Raw genomic sequence first — 15,979 nt, 5'->3', positions numbered from 1 at the left:
GACTTTGAATTTGTTTATTTTGTGCTATTAATACGTGACTTTAATAGCGGCCTTAAATCCTCAGGCAACCAGCGCATAAGTAAATCGTTATAAGCCTGCGTTTTTTTAATAACTTTAAGCTGCTCATTTAGAATAGCGATGTCTTTTGCGCCTTGCTCGTTTTTAGTACAACCAATAAAGCCATAACTGAGCGCTGGAGATTCGTTTAATGGACGCTGCGTTAAGTTTTCTTCAAAGTGCATTGATTTAGCTAAATAGTAATGCTCGCTTGGGTAACCCAGCAAAATATCAATCCGTTTTAGGTTAAGCATATATGTGAGGCTCGCTAGGCTATCGCGTGTGGGTCTAATTACTAAATCAATGTTGGGTGTACTGTTTATTAAAGTATCTATCTCTTGGCCGTAAGAGCGGCTCATAGAAACTCCAAGAGTTAGTTTTTTATCTTGTATTAAATTGAGTAGTGATACTTCTTTTGATTCCGCTATATTTAGCGCTTTGGCGAGCTTTTTGTGCATTGCTATTGAAGGCGAGAGGCCCGTTGTTGAGCTTTCGTCTGTGAAATAAATATGCTCTTTTCTGTAATCATTTTTATAAAGCGATAACGCACAAGCATTATTTGAAGTATTAGACAGCTCTTGAATTACTTTACCTGAGGGGATAAGCATGCGGTTAAAGGTAATATTAGGAAGTTGTTTTTCAAGTAAAGAAATTATGCTTTCGTCACGGCCTTGGTGTTGATATTGACCATTTAAAATATAATAGGGTGCAAAATCGTGCGCTAGCCAGTTTATGGTTCTAGCATTGCTTATTGAGCTCAGGCAGAAAAAAAGTAAGAAAGTTAAAAATATACGGAGCATTACAACAGCTACCAGTAATTATTATTGTAAAACTATTGTAACCAATAAAGAGCTAAAAAGTAAAATGCCAGCAACAAGGCTGGCATAATATCTTATCAATAATTGCAATAATAAAAGGCAATTAAAGTTATGTGTTGCTTAGTTAGCTTTTAGCCACTTAACAAACTGGCGTGCATCACTCGCTTTTTGAAATAATGCATTTTTTAAACCTTGTGTATCACTGAAGATTACACGATGTTTGTTTACTGAAATTGATTGCACTGGATGTGCTATTTGGATCATAGACCCATTATATTTATAAGACATAATAAAACTCACTTTATTCTTGTTATTTATTCTGCGCTATATTTTTATAGCAAATTGCAGTCAATAAATTAACGATGTTGTGTTTAGCTTCATTACAGTGTTGACGATCTTTATGACACTTTTGCGATGATAGTAAAAAATCATCTCGGTATTATTCAAGGGGTTCTCGCCGTACAATAACTTAGCTTTCAAATATACGTTTTGCGGGGCTTACTGGATCAGGGTAAATGGTTAACCGCGGCGGTTTCTTTAAACCAGAGAGGGAAGGTAACTTATATATAAATTGTGTGCAAGCTATTTATTATAAAAATATTTATAATAAATCTTATCAACTGCTTACAAAGCCCATTTTTAGTTACCAAAGGATAAGTATGAATTACCTAATAGTGAGTGATATTTATGGTTTAACCCCTGCTTTAAGGACGTTATCACAGGCAATTAGTTCAAATTTAGTGATTGTTGACCCTTACAATAACAAGATTCAAGCTATTGAAAGTGAACAAGATAGTTATAATAATTTTATACAGCAGTGTGGCCATGATAAATACACGGACAAACTTCAAAAATGCTTTGAGAGTTTAAAAGTGCCGACCACGTGTATTGCTTTTAGTGCAGGGGCAAGCGCAGCATGGCGGGCACAGTTATTAACAGGCAATACACACCTTAAAAAGTTAATTGGCTTTTATCCGTCGCAAATTCGTAATTATTTAGCGTTAGATGCAAATGTACCCTGTGAATTCATATTCCCAGAAAGTGAGAGTCACTTTAATGTTGATGAAGTTATTAAAGCTTTAAGCACCAAAGTGGGTGTTAAGTGTTATAAAACCAATTTTTTGCATGGTTTTATGAACGAGTACTCAACCAATTTTGATGCGCAAGGGCTGGTTGAATATAGTAACTATATAAAACAGAGCAGCCGTTAAAGCGTGTTTAGCTGCTTTTTATTAATATCAGGAAAATCAGTACGGGTATTATATTTTGCATACAGCGTTGTAAAAACGCTACTACCGGATAGCTTATCTAACTCTTTTATAAAGGTTTTCGCACTAGAGCGAGCGGGTCTACAGCATGTTTGATACTGTTTTATTATACCCGCGACAGATAAACCTTGTTTTTGTAGCTTAAGATCGGCCTGTGCAAAAAAAGCCGCACCCGTCCAATAAACACGTTGCTGGGCGCGTTGTTTCCACATATCGGCAGAGAGCTTATTAAGTGGCTGTGTTTTAGTTTTAGTTTGCAGGCGGGCACGATCAAATCCTGCATTTAAACGTTGTACAAACTGCGGCTGGGTAATTATACCGCTGTCACGCATTATTACGTTTTGCATATAACTGGCAAAACCCTCGCTTAGCCAAAAACCGGAATAGGGAAGTAGCGGCAAATATAAATGCGAAAGTTCATGGTATAGCGTCCAATCTTTAGTGAATGCATTTAAACTGGCGTAGCGATCTATATGTAGTTCAAGCCCATCGGGGTTATTGCGCTTAACTGTAGCCCAAGGCACAGGCTCAAAAGCAAAGTATTGCGGTTTTAAATAAATAGGCAAAGTGGTTTGTTTTAAAGGCCCCAGTGTATTTTGTGTTTTTTCAACACTTTGATTAACCCATGTAGACACCGTATTTTGAGCATTACTTGAGAGCGAGCTAAGGTTATGTATGACTACTTCAACGGCTAATACGTTAAAAGAGCTGATTAATAGTAGCAGTACAAAAAAGTATTTCATTAAAATGCTCCACTGTAATTTAATAACTGGTACGCCAGGGTTAACATACAAGACCAACTAAATGGATAAATAATCACGCCTAATTCTTTATTTTTTAAAATGATAGTAACTATAAAAGTACAAATACAGACACTTCTAGCTAAGCATGGTTTAATCAATTAATCGTTATTTTAAGTTAGGTTTTAGCCATGACGTATCAGCATATTCAAGTTCCTGAGCACGGCCAAAATATCACTATTGATGCACAAGGACACTGGCAAATACCGTTAGAACCTATCATTGCTTTTATTGATGGCGATGGCGTGGGGCTGGATGTTATGCCGGTGATGCGCCACGTTGTTGATAGTGCAATTGAGCATTGTTATAAAAGTGCACGGAAAATTCATTGGATGCAGGTTTATAATGGCGAGCAGGCCGCAAAGCTGTATGACGGTGACTGGTTCCCGCAAGAAACAATTAACGCGGTACGTGCCTGCAAAATTGCCATAAAAGGGCCGTTAACCACACCACTGGGTGGTGGCTTTAGATCGCTTAATGTTGCACTCAGGCAAGAAATGGATTTGTTTGTAAATATGCGCACTATAAAAGGCTTTAGTGCACTCCCTTCTCCTTTAAAAAACCCTTTTTTAACAAACATAACAGTGCTTCGTGATAGCAGCGAAGACGTGTACTCAGGTATTGAGTGGCAAGCAGGGAGTGTAGAAAGTGAAAAAATGCTCGACTTTTTATGCGAAGAAATGGGCGTAACCCGCCTAAGGTTTTCACAAGAATGCGGTATTGGTATTAAAAATATATCTAAAGAAGGCTCTGAGCGACTAATGCGCTTTGCCATTTACTATGCACTTAAAAACGATAGTGAATCATTAACACTAGTGCATAAAGGCAATGTACTTAAATTTACCGATGGAGCATTTAAGCGTTGGGGGTATGCACTTGCACAAAGCGAATTTAATGCCACTGCACATGAAAATGGGCGGTGGATGCAAATAGAGCGAGTAAATCAAGCACCTCTAATTATTAAAGAAGTTATAGCCGACAATATGCTGCAGCAATGTTTAATGCACCCAGAGCAATTTGATGTAGTGGTGACGACTAATCAAAACGGCGACTTTTTAGCGGATATGTTGAGCGCACAAGTTGGCGGTGTTGGCATAATGCCTGCTGCAAATTTAAATAACGATGTCGCATTTTTTGAGCCTACACACGGCACGTTTGAACGTATAGCAGGGCAAAATAAAGCAAACCCCAGCAGTAGTATTTTAAGTGCGGTATTAATGCTTAAATTTATGGGATGGGACGAGGCCGCATTACTGATAGAAAATGCGTTAGAGCAAACATTTAAAAGTGGTGAAGTAACCTTTGATTTAGCGCAAGAGCAGAGCGATAACTCAAGTATTCATAACTCGACAACCTTAACTTGTACTGGCTTTGCAAAGAAGGTTATCGAGCACTTTTAAACACATTCATTATTAAGCTGCTGAGGCAGTTTTTACTCTGTGCATGCAAGGGCGGTTGGTTAACTGCGCTGCACGATGGTAAATCTCATGTGCTTGAGGTTCATCGCACTGCGTACCACTAAGCGTATCCATTAACGCAACAACAATAATTGCAGGAACCTGGCAGCAATATTCGTCTAAAACGGCTTCCGTCGTTTGTGCATCAACATGGCAAAGTGGGTGGTTTTTAAGTTGGTATGCGTTTAGCAATGTATCCACTTCTAATACATCATTTGGTTGGTGCTTTGTTTTACGGCATTTACAACCAAACTCATCAACTAAAGTAGCTAATGCTTGGTAAGTTTCAGTGGTGTTAGTTTTTGCGCATAACTGCTCTTCAATAAACTGATGTAAGTTAGCATCAATAAATAACCCGTCTTGTTGTGTAAAGCTTGATGTTGTCATAATTATTACTCTTAGTTTGTTGGCTTAACTTCACTCTAGCGCTAAGTGTATTATTAATGAAATTGTTGTTTTCAATAACTGACATTGATTTCATCAATAGTAAGTTTTAAAACTAAATAAAAAATAGAAAACATACCTAAATTATACTAATTAATTTGGTGCAGAGCGGTAAAAACGTGCACAAAACTGGAACAAGGGGATTAGTTGATGAGTTAAGGTGGATGCTTAGTTAATTGTTTTTATTGAATTTTAATTGTTTTATGAAGTTGGTACTAAGCTTGCTAATCTTACACTGTAGGTAGACTCCTATATCGACGATTTCCAAAAGCGCCATGGTATTTTCCCAAAGTTGAATACCACGGCGCTTTTTTATTTTCTCGTGTATTTTATTCAGCCGTAACAATAGTAATATTAAATTTTAATAAAGTAGGGAATAGCCACTAAAATAGCGCCTACAATCAACAGCATGCTAACACTGCTCATAAAATACGGAAATACCAATAGCGACAAACCAATACAAAGCGGTACTACGGCTTTTTTTCTTCGCCCGTAAGTAAGGTAGCCAATACCTATGCCTCCAAACAAAACACTCCACGCAATTATTGATGCACTATCCATTTGTAAATTACCTATTTTGAAATACTGATTTAAATTACGACCGACATAGCCAGCTTTTCAATACCATGTGAAGGAGTCCATCTTTTAAATTCCACGAAGCCATGCTTTTTATATAAATTTATTGCAGGAGTATTAGCAACCGCAGTCTCCACTATTGCATGAGAAAAATCATCCATTGCTAAAACATAACTTATTAGCTTACTTGCGATACCTTTTTTAAAATGACTAGGATCAACGGTTAAACTACAAATATCTAAATACTCGTTGTTTGTATCTACTTCTATAACGGCTGCTAAGCATTCATTTTCGCTGTAGCCATAAAAGGTTGTTTCTGATTTTTTTATACCTTTAATATTACGCGCTAAAGGAGGAAAGTTATGCGCGCCGATCAGTTTAGCCTCTATAGCATAGGACTTTTGAAAGACAACAAAAATTATATTTGCAGTATCGTTATTCTTATTATTAAGTTTGTTTATCATTGTCTTCTTTTTTAGAAAATAAAGTATGAATACCATATGCCGTAATAAAACCTCCGGCACCAATTGTGAAAAAAAGAAATAAATAAAACTTTTTCGGGTTATTTTCTAAAGATGCCATTGCCGGCTCATTGTATCTCTTATAAATGACACCATTTTCGTAATTAAAATAGCTGCGTAAAAGGATAAACAAACCTAAAATAATACATAGGAGCGCTTTACTTGTTTTCTTAGTGCTATTTTCAGCTATTACTATTTGTTGCGTATCTTTGGGCTCAGTACGATTTGGTTTAGCTAATTCATCTTTAAGGCGTTTGTAGTTTTCGGGATATTTATGCGCATCGATACTTTCAAGTGCTTCGTTTAATTCACTAAGTGAATAAGTAGAGTAATCAATATTTATAAGAAAGCGCCCTTAAGTTTTTATTATATAGAGTTGGTGTTTGATTTAATGACTGTAAGCAGAACTCAAACGATTTAATCAGAGTCCAGATTATTAAATAATTCTACTGATTAACTGTAGTGTTAACAACTGGGGTCTGTTGATCTCTGCGGATAAAAATTTGTTTAAACTAGGGTCTATTTAAGTACGGCGCAAGATTTATAACCTTGTGGGTGAAGTAAAAGCCGAGCAGCAAAGAGTAAATAGCCCCTTAGTAAATGAATAAACAATTCATATTTAATTACCTATCTGCAATCGTTTTGGCAAACGCTAATAACTCACGCCTTAACCATTGGTGCGCCGGTGCATGGTGCAGCAGTGGGCTCCATATCATCTTTACCTCAATAGGCACTATTTGGAATGGCACAGGGCTGATTACTAAATCAGTATGAGAGGTTAATAACTTAGCTTGCCTGCGCGGTAGGGTGGCAATAAGTTGCTCTGATTGGCAAAGCAGGCTTGCAACCATATAGTGGCGAGTAAAAACACGTATTTTACGGGTTTGTTCTAGTTGCCAAAGCGCTTCATCTACCCAGCCTAATTTTTGCTTTCCTGATTTATTAGTAACAGCGGCTTCAGGCCCCCAGCCGGCACGATTTACCCAAATATGCTCTTTTTTTAAGTAGTCGTCTAACCCTGATTGTTGTAAAAATGTATTTTTAGGATGCGTTAAACAACAGTAGTTATCTCGCCATACACTGGCTTGATGAAACGAGCGTGGCAAACCATTAAAGCGATTTATTGCTAAATCTATAGTGCCTTTTTCCATGTCTTGCAGGTTTACGTCGCTTGGACTTAACACATCAAAATTAATACCGGGGTTTTTACTAAGCTGCGCCGTTATAAAAGGGGCTATTAAGGTCGACTCTATGTAGTCATTTGCCATTATTCTAAAGGTAACTTCAGCGGTTGCAGGGTTAAATTGCTCACTAGGCTGCGTAATAGCTTCGGCCATTTTTAAGAGCGCCTCAACTTCAGGTTTTAACGCAAGTGCCTTTGCCGTTGGCGTCATAGAGCCTGCAGCACGAACAAGTAGCGGGTCATCAAATAAATCGCGCAAACGTTTTAATGCGTTACTCATAGCAGGTTGCGTAAGAGCAAGTTTATTTGCAGCTTTTGACACACTTTTTTCATCGATGAGTACATTTAAGTAAACTAACAAGTTGAGGTCGACGTTTCTTATATTCATATGGGCGTGTTGGCCTTTCAGGGTTGAAATTTGTTCAATCTAGGGGCGATTTAATCGCGGCGCGAGGTTTGCCACCTAGTGGGCTAAGTAAAAATCGAGTAGCAAAGAGTTAATCGTCCCTAGAAAGAACCCTATGGGCAGTGTGTATTTGGCCTTTATGCAGCGTTAAAGTACATTTATGGGGAGTCACCACACTACATGTACTTTGCCTTGCTTAAAAACCAAATACACGGCTGCAAAATTAACCTCGAAAGGTCAATACGCCCAATAAATTCTATTTATATGCTTTATTAATTATCTAAATTAAAGCCTGCTTGCTAAGGTGTAAACAATTAATAAAAAATAACCGCCATAACTGGCATCAATATAAGTGCTGTATTTATGCAAAATAGGCTAACACATCAATCTAATAATACGCTGCAAAACGTTATTGCCAGCAAGCTTGCACGATCTGTTTTTGCTGGATTTGAGGCGATGTTTTCGCAATTTTTAAATATTACACTGGGTGCACAAAGCCGTTTTGAACAACGACAGTACCACAGTGTGCAAAGTGCTATGCGTGAACGTTTACAAGTGTATGAGCGCGAAGTAAAAAACGTGAGTGAAGCCGTGAGAGTTATTGCTTATGCTGAGCTTACTTGCCCGCAAACGTGGCAGTTAGCTAAAAATATTTACGGCGATATGGTACAAAATCACGAAAACAAACCTATTGCGCATACTTTTTTTAATTCAACGTTTGGCGCAATTTGGGACGATAAAAAAATTCGTACTGTGCATTTGTTTGTATTAAAAGCAAAGTATCGTAGTGAGCCGCGCTCTTATGAAAGCTTAGTAAGTAGAGTATCGCTACACAATGGGTTTAATAACGCCGTTAAAACGCTTATCACTAATCAAGTATTTAGAGTGCCATTTAGTCATTTAGAACGTGATGTAGCCACATTACAAAGTACGTTAATGCAAGGCGCTAAGCAGCAATGCAAACAGGTGTACGAACTTATAAATTTAAACGACGGTTATATTGAATACGCCAACTCATTATTTTTTAGAAACAAAGCCTGTTATTTAATTGGGCGCTGCATTGCTAAAAATGGCGACAATATGCCTTTTGCTATCGCTATTTTAAATACCGATGAGGGACTAAAGCTTGATGCTGTAATGATGGGCGCCGATCAATTAAGTTTATTATTTGGTTTTGCACGCACCTATTTTATGGTTGATACCGATAAACCCGCTCGCTATGTAGATTACTTAAGTGTGTTAATGCCACACAAACAACGCTTTGAGTTATTTAACGCCATTGGCTTTATAAAGCACGCCAAAACTGAATTTTATCGGCACAAGGTTGATACGACTAAAAATAGCCCAGCCAACTTCAAGTATGTTAAAGCGCCAGGGACGCCGGGCATGGTAATGCTGGTATTTACTATTGAAGGACTAGATTACGTTTATAAAGTAATTAAAGACAAATTTAGTGCGCCAAAAACAGCCACCAAAGCACAAGTCAAAGAAAAGTATAACTTTGTAAAACAAGCCGATAGGGTTGGTCGTTTGGTAGACACACACGAATTTAGATATTTAGCGTTTGATTTAAGCCGTTTTAGTGATGAGCTTCTTGAGCAGATGAAAAGCCAAATTGGCAGCAGCATAGTTATATCTGGCAAGGCACTCATTTTAAAGCATGTTTATGTTGAGCGTAAAATGACCCCGCTTAATTTATATATTACCCAATGCGATAACAAAACCTTAGAGAGAGTTATGCATGATTACGGTAAAGCAATTAAAGAATTAGCCGGTGCTAATATATTTCCGGGCGACATGCTAATGAAAAACTTTGGCGTAACGCGATGGGGGCGAGTTGTATTTTACGACTTTGACGAAATTTGCCCGCTTACCGATTGTAACTTTAGAGACGTGCCACACACCCAAAATGCACTCGAAGAGCTAAGTAGTAACTCGTATTTTGATATAGCTGAAAACGATATATTCCCGAGCCAATTTAAGGTGTTTTTTAGTGCCAACGAGATTGCGTTTAACTATTTTAATAATGAGCACAGTAACTTGTTTTTAGAGACGTTTTGGCAGAGTTGTCAGCAACAAATACATAATGGTTATCTACCCGATGTTTATCCTTATAAACAAAGTTGGCGCTTTTGAGGTTGTTTGAATCTGTGTTCATCCCCATCTATATGTTATTACAGTTTTTAAACTTGGAGCAACAATGAAATATATTTCTCATGAAGATGGTAATCTTGCATTTAGTGAAACCGAAAAACCGGTTTTAAAGAGCCATGAAGTACTTGTTAAAGTTGCAGCAATAGGTGTAAACCGTGCAGACAGTATGCAGCGCCAAGGTAAATACCCGGCCCCTGCGGGAGATAGCCCTATTTTAGGTTTAGAATGTGCGGGTACAGTTACTGAGCTTGGAAAAGATGTAGATAAAAGCTGGCTAAACAAGCGTATTTTCACGTTGTGCTCAGGTGGTGCTTATAGCGAATATGTAGCCGTTGATGCAAAACAACTTATGGAATTACCCGATGATGTAACAATGGCAGAGGGCGCCGCAATAAGCGAAGTGTATTTAACGGCATTTGGCGCATTATTTGAGCTTGGTAAATTACAAAAAGGGCAAACAGCGCTTATTCATGCAGGTGCTAGTGGCGTAGGCGGTGCAGCAATTCAAATGGCTAAAAGCGCAGGTGCTACCGTGGTTATTACCGCTGGTACGGATGACAAATGCCAACACGCAAAAGAGCTCGGTGCCGATCATGCAATTAACTATAAAACCACCGACTTTGTAGAATATATGAAAGCAAATGAGTTAACAGCAAATGCAATTGTAGATCCTGTTTCGGGTAGTTACTTAAATAAAAATGCCGCTATTGCAGCCATGGATTGCCAAATTGTAATGCTTGCATTTTTAGATGGACGTTTTGCAGAAGTTGATTTTGCGGCGCTTTTACAAAAGCGTATTTCGTTTCATGCCTCAACGCTTAGAAATCGTAGTATTGAGTTTAAACGCCAGGTGCGCGACGACTTTGTAGCACGCTTTTACAATGATATTGCCACTAAAAAGTACGACTTTAACCTGTATAAAACATTGCCTTGGAGCGACGCAAACGAAGCGCATGCTATTTTAGAGCGTAATGAAAACGCAGGAAAAGTGGTTTTACTTGTAGAGTAACTCTTTAATTTTAGGGTTTAGCCCATATACTAAGCCCTATAAAAAATACTTAAGGTTTAATAATGAATCCAATACTAGCAATACTTAAAGAGCACAATGTAAGCGACGAAAAAGTAAAAGCATTGTTTGAAGCGTTTACTCAAAATCCAATGATGGCAATGGCGCTTGTTCAAGAGCTTGGTATTCCGCCAGAAAAGTTACAACAATTAATGGCAGTCGTGATGACTCAACCGCATCTGATTAAAGAAGCGACTGACGAACTTGGTTTAGATTTTGAAAAAGTAAAAGAAGCGAAAGAAAAACTAAATCAACAGTAATTGATAATCTAATTTTCAGATTGATCATATAGCAAGGTAAGCAACTACCTTGCTATACCCGCCGTAAAGCACACACTTTTTGTTACACTCTACATTGAACTGCTCAGTATTTAGTAAGTCATAATAATACTTAATTAACGCAGGGAAATAATATGAAACCGCTTTATAAGTTTTGGAAAAACAACCGCTCTCTTATCGTATTTATTGCACTAATGAGCGTATTTAGAAGCGCTGTAGCCGATTGGTACGAAGTGCCAACAGGCTCAATGAAGCCAACAATTCAAGAAGGTGACAGAATACTTACCGATAAAATGGCCTACGATATTCGTATCCCATTTACGCATATAAAACTACTTAAACTAGCGGACCCACAAACCGGTGATATTATTGTTTTTGACTCACAAGCTGCCGATAACCGTTTAATTAAACGTGTAATTGGTGTGCCAGGAGACACCGTTGCGCTTGAAAATAATGAGCTCATTATTAATGGTAAAAGACTTAATTATGCAGATCAGCAAAGCAACATAGACTCGCTTGATAAAATCGAAGATTTAAACGGATTAGCGCATTCGATAAGAGTGGCAAATATTCCTTCACGTTTATCGGGCTTTGATGCAATTACAATTCCTGATGATTATTATTTAGCAATGGGCGATAACCGCGACAATAGCGCTGACTCGCGTGTAATAGGTTTAATTCCGCGTAATGAGTTATTAGGAAAAGCAGAGCGCGTTATAGTCTCACTTGATTACGATAACTATTACCTACCAAGAAAAGACCGCGTATTGAAAAAGCTCAATTAAATAAGATAATTAATTTTAGAGTTAAAATATAACTGCCTATTTAGGCAGTTTACTTATATATTTTATTACAAGCTTGGTAAGAACACTACGCTCTTGTTCGGTATTTAATACCTTACAAAAATCGCCACTGACTGCAGCGCCACAAGCACCTGCTTCAAACCACTGGGATATATTATCTAAATTCACACCACCAACAGGCATTAATTGTGCTTCTGAAAATGGACCCGTTAATGCTTTAAAGTAACCAATGCCCATACTGCCTGCAGGAAATACCTTAATAATATCAGCGTTATATTCAATTGCATTTGCTACATCGGTAGGTGTTAGTGCGCCCATTAATACGGGTAACCCGTGCTGGTGGGCAAGTTCGACAACCGATTTGTTGGTATTTGGCGTTACGATAAACTGCGCGCCTGCATCAATAGCTTGCTGGGCAAGGGTGGTGTTAATTATTGTGCCTGCACCAATAAGTGCGTTTTTATGCGCTGCGCGAGCTCTTGCTATTTCTTGCTCAAAGCCAGGTGTGTTTGAAGTGATCTCTAATGAGTGTATGCCCGCATTTATTAAACAATCAATTAATGGAGCTACATCGGTTTGTTGTTTTAAGCGCAGTATGGCGACTAATTTGTGTTGCTTTATTTGGCTACTTACTTTTGTTCTGTTGGTATCTAAAATTTGGGTCATAATTACAATTCACTTTATATCAAACGGGGTAGACGATTTAATAGGAAATAGTATAGTCAGGGAGTATGTACCTTTCTAAATTGAAAAATTAATTGATAAAGGTCACAGGCTTAATCAATTAAAGGCTTCAGAAAAATCTTGATTAACTTACTTGTTTCAATCGGCAATTCTTCATGAGGTAGGTGACCGGCATTACTCACTATTTCTAACTGAGTATTTGTGCTGTTGAGTATAAATTCTTTTGTGTAGTCAAATGGAACTACCTCGTCCTCCTCTCCCCAAACAACTAAAGTAGGTATATTTAGTTTATCGCCAGCAAATAACAAAGGGTCGAACGAGTACGATTTTAAAAGGGAGATTAATGCTGCTCTGTTACCAACTCTAAGAGTTAGTTCACTGTACTGCTGAAACTTACTAAACGGTATATCTTTATTTTTAAACACTCTTCTGAGACTGTTTTTAGTCACAAAGTAAGGTAAAAAATACAGGCTTAATTGCTTTGTTATTGGTAAATAAGCAAGTTTCCAGCCTATTAGCCAATTCTTAAATGGGGCTAGACGAGGAGTTGCGTTTATAAGAATAAGGGCATTTATTTTATTTCGATGATTTTTGGCTAGTTGCCATGAAATTTCACCACCAAAAGAATTGCCAACTAACGTATATGAGAATATTTCGAGTTTATTAATAAATTTCTCAACAAATTTTGAATAGTTTTTACTATCGTATTTTTTGCTCTCTTCCCATGGCCCAGTTATGCCAAAGCCGGGTAAGTCCAAACTTATCACCCTGAAATCTTTTGTAAGTGTTTTAGTAACATCATGCCACGTATGTAAACTTGCTGATAGTCCATGCAGCATAATGAGTACTGGCGCATCTTTTTTTCCTTCATCTATATAATGAACGCTTATTTTGTCGATATTTACAAACTTTGAGTTATCGTATGACCAGCGTTTTTTTATTACGATAGCCGAAATATCTGGCGAGTACGTTAAATAAAATAATACTGTAAAGCCCAGGAGGAGAAAAATTATAAGGTATGTCAAAGCTTATTATTCCAATTATTGATTAGCGATATTGTAGAAGCTGAATCAATAGGTTTACTGTAGTAATAACCTTGGCCATAAGTACTGCCCATGCCTTTAAAAATTGCTATTTGATTAGCTGACTCGATACCCTCGATTGTTGTTTCAAAGTTAAGCGCTTGTGCCAAAGATATAATAGATTTAACGATGGCAGTAGCTTGGGTGTTATCTACTACATTCAATTTCTCAACGAAAGATCGGTCAATCTTTAATTTATCCAACGGAATTTCTTGGAGATAGGAAAGTGAAGAGTAGCCTGTTCCAAAGTCATCGAGAGCAACCTTTACACCTCGCTCTCTTAAATTGTTCAATACCTTAACAACGTATTCGTAATTGTTAATCATTACAGACTCTGTAAGTTCTATTTCTAACTGTTCGGACGCCAAATTACTGCTTTTTAGGGCATTAAAAATATCTTCAACTAATGTGTTTTTAGTAAACTGTAATGCCGAAACATTAACAGAAACCTTAAGATGTTTAGGCCATGAAGAAGCATCTTTGCAGGCTTGATTTAAAATAAATTGGCCAAGTTTATTTATTAGGCCACTTTCTTCAGCTAGTGGTATAAATGTATCCGGTGCAATAGTTCCTTTTATAGGGTGATTCCAGCGAACTAACGCTTCAAAACCATTGAGGCTACCCGACTTAAGATTTACTTGTGGTTGGTAATAAATAGTAAATTCGTTATTTATAAGTCCTTTTTTTATATCAGAGAGTAGGGCAAGCTTCGATTTTCCATTTTCTTCCATATATTGTTCAAAGAAACTGCATTTAGATTTTCCTGTCTCTTTTGCTGAATATAGAGCCATATCAGCAAATTTAAATAAATCATGAGCAGTCATAGTATCTTTTGGTGTAGAAGCAATTCCTATGCTCGCATACATTTCAATCTTATATTCGTGAACATACCATGGTTTTTTTAAAGTATCTAAAATTTGCTCGGCATGTTCTTGGGCTGAAGTTTTATCTAATGTATATTGATAAACAATTGCAAATTCATCTCCGCCAAGACGAGCAACTAACCCATTTGGCTTTATTGCAGCAGAAAGTCGTTTAGCCATTTCTTGTAATAATTGATCGCCCACTATATGTCCTAGTGAGTCGTTTATTATTTTAAAGTTATCTAAATCCATCAAGAAAAGAGTACAGTTTGCTGATGCTTTCTTTTCAAATACTTGTTTAATGAATTGATTGAACTTATGCCTGTTTGCTAAACCAGTTAAAGGATCTGCATTAGCTAAGAACTCCATTTCTTGTTCTCTTAATTTTATTTCTGTTATGTCAGAAATAACACCACGCCAACCTAAAAATAGTCCGTTAAAATTTACTAATGGCTTTGCTGTGATAGCCCACCATTTGTGGCACTTTGCTACTTCAACAGGTATTTGCATATTTTTAAATGGGAGTGGGGTACATAATTTAGTATTGAGGTCTTGAAACAGCTCTTTGCTTGTGGCGTTTTTACACAAGGAAAATATAATTGATGAGAAGTTTTGACCTTCTAATTCCTGTATGGTTACATTAAGTGCTTTAGCAAGGTGAAGGGAGGTATGCTGTAAATTACCTTTTTCATCAGTTTCCCATAGCCAGTCGCTTGCATTCTTTTCGAAGTCATTGAGTAACATACCAACGACTTGACGTTGATGTTCTATTTTTGTTTCTGCCTCTAAGTTTGATAAAAACATTCGAGAAAATACAATTACCGTTGAGGCGAGTATCAAGCCAAAAAAAGTGACTATTAACGCAAAGTACCAATAATGCCCCCAAAAATGGTATGGAATACCAATAAGTAATCCAAGAGTAAAAATACCAACCCATGCTAAGCCCGCTATAGGAAGAAATGAAAACATCCAAGCACCAACAGAGGCAAACGAAATTATAATACAGATAATTAATAGTCGGCCTTGTTCATCAGATAAACCAAATAAATAATTGGCCATCGTGATATGTAAAATAGCCGCTAAAGATAGAATTACAGTTAACCATTCTGCTGCGTGCTTCTTAATTAATGTGTTTTTGTCAATCGATTTACTTTTATACCACAAAAAAATGTTAATAATAGCTATGCACCAAAGAGCGCTTATCCATGATATTAATACATAATGATTAACATCGTTCCAGAAAAATAATGTAAGAAGTAAAGAAGTTAGCATGTTGCCAGTACTACTAAAGGGCATTTGCTGTAAGATTGCGTAGTATTGGCGTGATTTAAACGCTTTGTACGTGTCTCTATTAGAGGAGTTTGTATTTATACTAGACTTGATATTTTTGATAAACCAAAAATAAACAGAATATAACAAATTAAAAAAGCTAGGGTTTGATGAGGTCGGTTCTCGATTCATGAATCTTAGGGGGTCCTTTCCCAAATAGCATTAATTGACAATTTAAAAGGTCTAAATT

Annotated in this window: 17 protein-coding genes; 6 read left to right on the top strand and 11 right to left on the bottom strand. The window is 37.2% G+C overall.

Annotated elements, in window-relative coordinates; translation table 11 throughout:
* Positions 1 to 14: 14 nt before the first annotated feature.
* Positions 15 to 857: a transporter substrate-binding domain-containing protein gene (locus tag I6E69_RS08185; RefSeq protein ID WP_197121020.1), complete on the bottom strand. Its 843-nt coding sequence runs from the start codon at positions 855 to 857 to the stop codon at positions 15 to 17.
* 138 nt (positions 858 to 995) lie between these two features.
* A complete protein-coding gene (locus I6E69_RS08180) occupies positions 996 to 1,163 on the bottom strand; it encodes a hypothetical protein (protein WP_002961566.1) in 168 nt (55 codons plus the stop codon).
* A 371-nt stretch (positions 1,164 to 1,534) separates the two neighbouring features.
* Between I6E69_RS08180 and I6E69_RS08175 the strand changes: the two genes are divergently transcribed.
* Positions 1,535 to 2,086 carry a hypothetical protein gene (locus tag I6E69_RS08175; RefSeq protein WP_197121019.1) on the top strand — a complete coding sequence of 184 codons (552 nt, stop codon included), beginning with the start codon at positions 1,535 to 1,537 and terminating at the stop codon, positions 2,084 to 2,086.
* Here the strand turns inward: I6E69_RS08175 and I6E69_RS08170 are convergent.
* On the bottom strand, positions 2,083 to 2,886 hold the full coding sequence (locus tag I6E69_RS08170) for a hypothetical protein (protein WP_197121018.1): 804 nt from the start codon (positions 2,884 to 2,886) through the stop codon (positions 2,083 to 2,085). The genes I6E69_RS08175 and I6E69_RS08170 overlap by 4 nt on opposite strands.
* A 188-nt stretch (positions 2,887 to 3,074) precedes the next feature.
* Here I6E69_RS08170 and icd point away from each other — a divergent pair, with 188 nt between their 5' ends.
* Positions 3,075 to 4,343: an NADP-dependent isocitrate dehydrogenase gene (icd, locus tag I6E69_RS08165; protein WP_197121017.1), complete on the top strand. Its 1,269-nt coding sequence runs from the start codon at positions 3,075 to 3,077 to the stop codon at positions 4,341 to 4,343.
* Positions 4,344 to 4,355: 12 nt separating this feature from the next.
* Here the strand turns inward: icd and I6E69_RS08160 are convergent, their stop codons facing one another.
* The 5 genes from I6E69_RS08160 to I6E69_RS08145 all read right to left on the bottom strand — a co-directional run bounded on the left by I6E69_RS08160 (position 4,356) and on the right by I6E69_RS08145 (position 7,512).
* Complete coding sequence (locus I6E69_RS08160) at positions 4,356 to 4,787, bottom strand: hypothetical protein (protein WP_002961558.1); 432 nt, start codon at positions 4,785 to 4,787, stop codon at positions 4,356 to 4,358.
* Between the two features lie 411 nt (positions 4,788 to 5,198).
* Entirely contained in the window at positions 5,199 to 5,405 is a 207-nt protein-coding gene (locus tag I6E69_RS08155; RefSeq protein WP_007375422.1) for a hypothetical protein, read from the bottom strand.
* Positions 5,406 to 5,434: 29 nt separating this feature from the next.
* Positions 5,435 to 5,884 (bottom strand): N-acetyltransferase, encoded by a 450-nt coding sequence (locus I6E69_RS08150; RefSeq protein WP_197121016.1) that lies wholly within the window; start codon positions 5,882 to 5,884, stop codon positions 5,435 to 5,437.
* Positions 5,868 to 6,002, bottom strand: coding sequence for a hypothetical protein (locus I6E69_RS20770; RefSeq protein WP_264299604.1), 135 nt, complete (start codon positions 6,000 to 6,002; stop codon positions 5,868 to 5,870). The genes I6E69_RS08150 and I6E69_RS20770 overlap by 17 nt, the downstream gene beginning before the upstream one ends.
* A gap of 562 nt (positions 6,003 to 6,564) precedes the next feature.
* Positions 6,565 to 7,512: a LysR family transcriptional regulator gene (locus I6E69_RS08145; protein WP_197121015.1), complete on the bottom strand. Its 948-nt coding sequence runs from the start codon at positions 7,510 to 7,512 to the stop codon at positions 6,565 to 6,567.
* Positions 7,513 to 7,893: 381 nt separating this feature from the next.
* On the opposite strand from I6E69_RS08145, the gene aceK reads away from it, so the two are divergent.
* From aceK to lepB, 4 genes are all read left to right on the top strand, one after another.
* Positions 7,894 to 9,666, top strand: a complete 1,773-nt coding sequence (gene aceK / locus I6E69_RS08140) for a bifunctional isocitrate dehydrogenase kinase/phosphatase (protein WP_197121014.1) — start codon at positions 7,894 to 7,896, stop codon at positions 9,664 to 9,666.
* Positions 9,667 to 9,730: 64 nt separating this feature from the next.
* Entirely contained in the window at positions 9,731 to 10,693 is a 963-nt protein-coding gene (locus I6E69_RS08135; protein WP_024595341.1) for a zinc-binding dehydrogenase, read from the top strand.
* A gap of 62 nt (positions 10,694 to 10,755) precedes the next feature.
* Positions 10,756 to 11,010, top strand: a complete 255-nt coding sequence (locus tag I6E69_RS08130) for a DUF2999 family protein (RefSeq protein WP_002963210.1) — start codon at positions 10,756 to 10,758, stop codon at positions 11,008 to 11,010.
* A 152-nt stretch (positions 11,011 to 11,162) separates the two neighbouring features.
* Positions 11,163 to 11,813 carry a signal peptidase I gene (gene lepB, locus I6E69_RS08125; protein ID WP_197121013.1) on the top strand — a complete coding sequence of 217 codons (651 nt, stop codon included), beginning with the start codon at positions 11,163 to 11,165 and terminating at the stop codon, positions 11,811 to 11,813.
* 36 nt (positions 11,814 to 11,849) lie between these two features.
* Here lepB and I6E69_RS08120 read toward each other — a convergent pair whose 3' ends face one another.
* From I6E69_RS08120 to I6E69_RS08110, 3 genes are all read right to left on the bottom strand, one after another.
* Positions 11,850 to 12,497 (bottom strand): bifunctional 4-hydroxy-2-oxoglutarate aldolase/2-dehydro-3-deoxy-phosphogluconate aldolase, encoded by a 648-nt coding sequence (locus tag I6E69_RS08120; protein ID WP_197121012.1) that lies wholly within the window; start codon positions 12,495 to 12,497, stop codon positions 11,850 to 11,852.
* 110 nt (positions 12,498 to 12,607) lie between these two features.
* On the bottom strand, positions 12,608 to 13,540 hold the full coding sequence (locus I6E69_RS08115) for an alpha/beta fold hydrolase (RefSeq protein ID WP_052201229.1): 933 nt from the start codon (positions 13,538 to 13,540) through the stop codon (positions 12,608 to 12,610).
* A complete protein-coding gene (locus tag I6E69_RS08110) occupies positions 13,537 to 15,921 on the bottom strand; it encodes a bifunctional diguanylate cyclase/phosphodiesterase (protein ID WP_052201228.1) in 2,385 nt (794 codons plus the stop codon). The genes I6E69_RS08115 and I6E69_RS08110 overlap by 4 nt, the downstream gene beginning before the upstream one ends.
* Between the last annotated feature and the right edge of the window lie 58 nt (positions 15,922 to 15,979).

It is taken from the genome of Pseudoalteromonas sp. NZS100, from assembly GCF_015864815.1.
Lineage (GTDB): Bacteria > Pseudomonadota > Gammaproteobacteria > Enterobacterales > Alteromonadaceae > Pseudoalteromonas > Pseudoalteromonas distincta.
Note: the sequence above shows the minus strand (reverse complement) of the source record. Positions and strands in the feature narration are given on the sequence as shown.

Excerpts from the sequence above, each read along its gene's own strand:
- I6E69_RS08185 (WP_197121020.1), bottom strand. The coding sequence starts at position 857 with ATGCTCCGTATATTTTTAACTTTCTTACTTTTTTTCTGCCTGAGCTCA.
- I6E69_RS08180 (WP_002961566.1), bottom strand. The coding sequence starts at position 1,163 with ATGTCTTATAAATATAATGGGTCTATGATCCAAATAGCACATCCAGTG.
- I6E69_RS08175 (WP_197121019.1), top strand. The coding sequence starts at position 1,535 with ATGAATTACCTAATAGTGAGTGATATTTATGGTTTAACCCCTGCTTTA.
- I6E69_RS08170 (WP_197121018.1), bottom strand. The coding sequence starts at position 2,886 with ATGAAATACTTTTTTGTACTGCTACTATTAATCAGCTCTTTTAACGTA.
- icd (WP_197121017.1), top strand. The coding sequence starts at position 3,075 with ATGACGTATCAGCATATTCAAGTTCCTGAGCACGGCCAAAATATCACT.
- I6E69_RS08160 (WP_002961558.1), bottom strand. The coding sequence starts at position 4,787 with ATGACAACATCAAGCTTTACACAACAAGACGGGTTATTTATTGATGCT.
- I6E69_RS08155 (WP_007375422.1), bottom strand. The coding sequence starts at position 5,405 with ATGGATAGTGCATCAATAATTGCGTGGAGTGTTTTGTTTGGAGGCATA.
- I6E69_RS08150 (WP_197121016.1), bottom strand. The coding sequence starts at position 5,884 with ATGATAAACAAACTTAATAATAAGAATAACGATACTGCAAATATAATT.
- I6E69_RS20770 (WP_264299604.1), bottom strand. The coding sequence starts at position 6,002 with ATGGCATCTTTAGAAAATAACCCGAAAAAGTTTTATTTATTTCTTTTT.
- I6E69_RS08145 (WP_197121015.1), bottom strand. The coding sequence starts at position 7,512 with ATGAATATAAGAAACGTCGACCTCAACTTGTTAGTTTACTTAAATGTA.
- aceK (WP_197121014.1), top strand. The coding sequence starts at position 7,894 with ATGCAAAATAGGCTAACACATCAATCTAATAATACGCTGCAAAACGTT.
- I6E69_RS08135 (WP_024595341.1), top strand. The coding sequence starts at position 9,731 with ATGAAATATATTTCTCATGAAGATGGTAATCTTGCATTTAGTGAAACC.
- I6E69_RS08130 (WP_002963210.1), top strand. The coding sequence starts at position 10,756 with ATGAATCCAATACTAGCAATACTTAAAGAGCACAATGTAAGCGACGAA.
- lepB (WP_197121013.1), top strand. The coding sequence starts at position 11,163 with ATGAAACCGCTTTATAAGTTTTGGAAAAACAACCGCTCTCTTATCGTA.
- I6E69_RS08120 (WP_197121012.1), bottom strand. The coding sequence starts at position 12,497 with ATGACCCAAATTTTAGATACCAACAGAACAAAAGTAAGTAGCCAAATA.
- I6E69_RS08110 (WP_052201228.1), bottom strand. The coding sequence starts at position 15,921 with ATGAATCGAGAACCGACCTCATCAAACCCTAGCTTTTTTAATTTGTTA.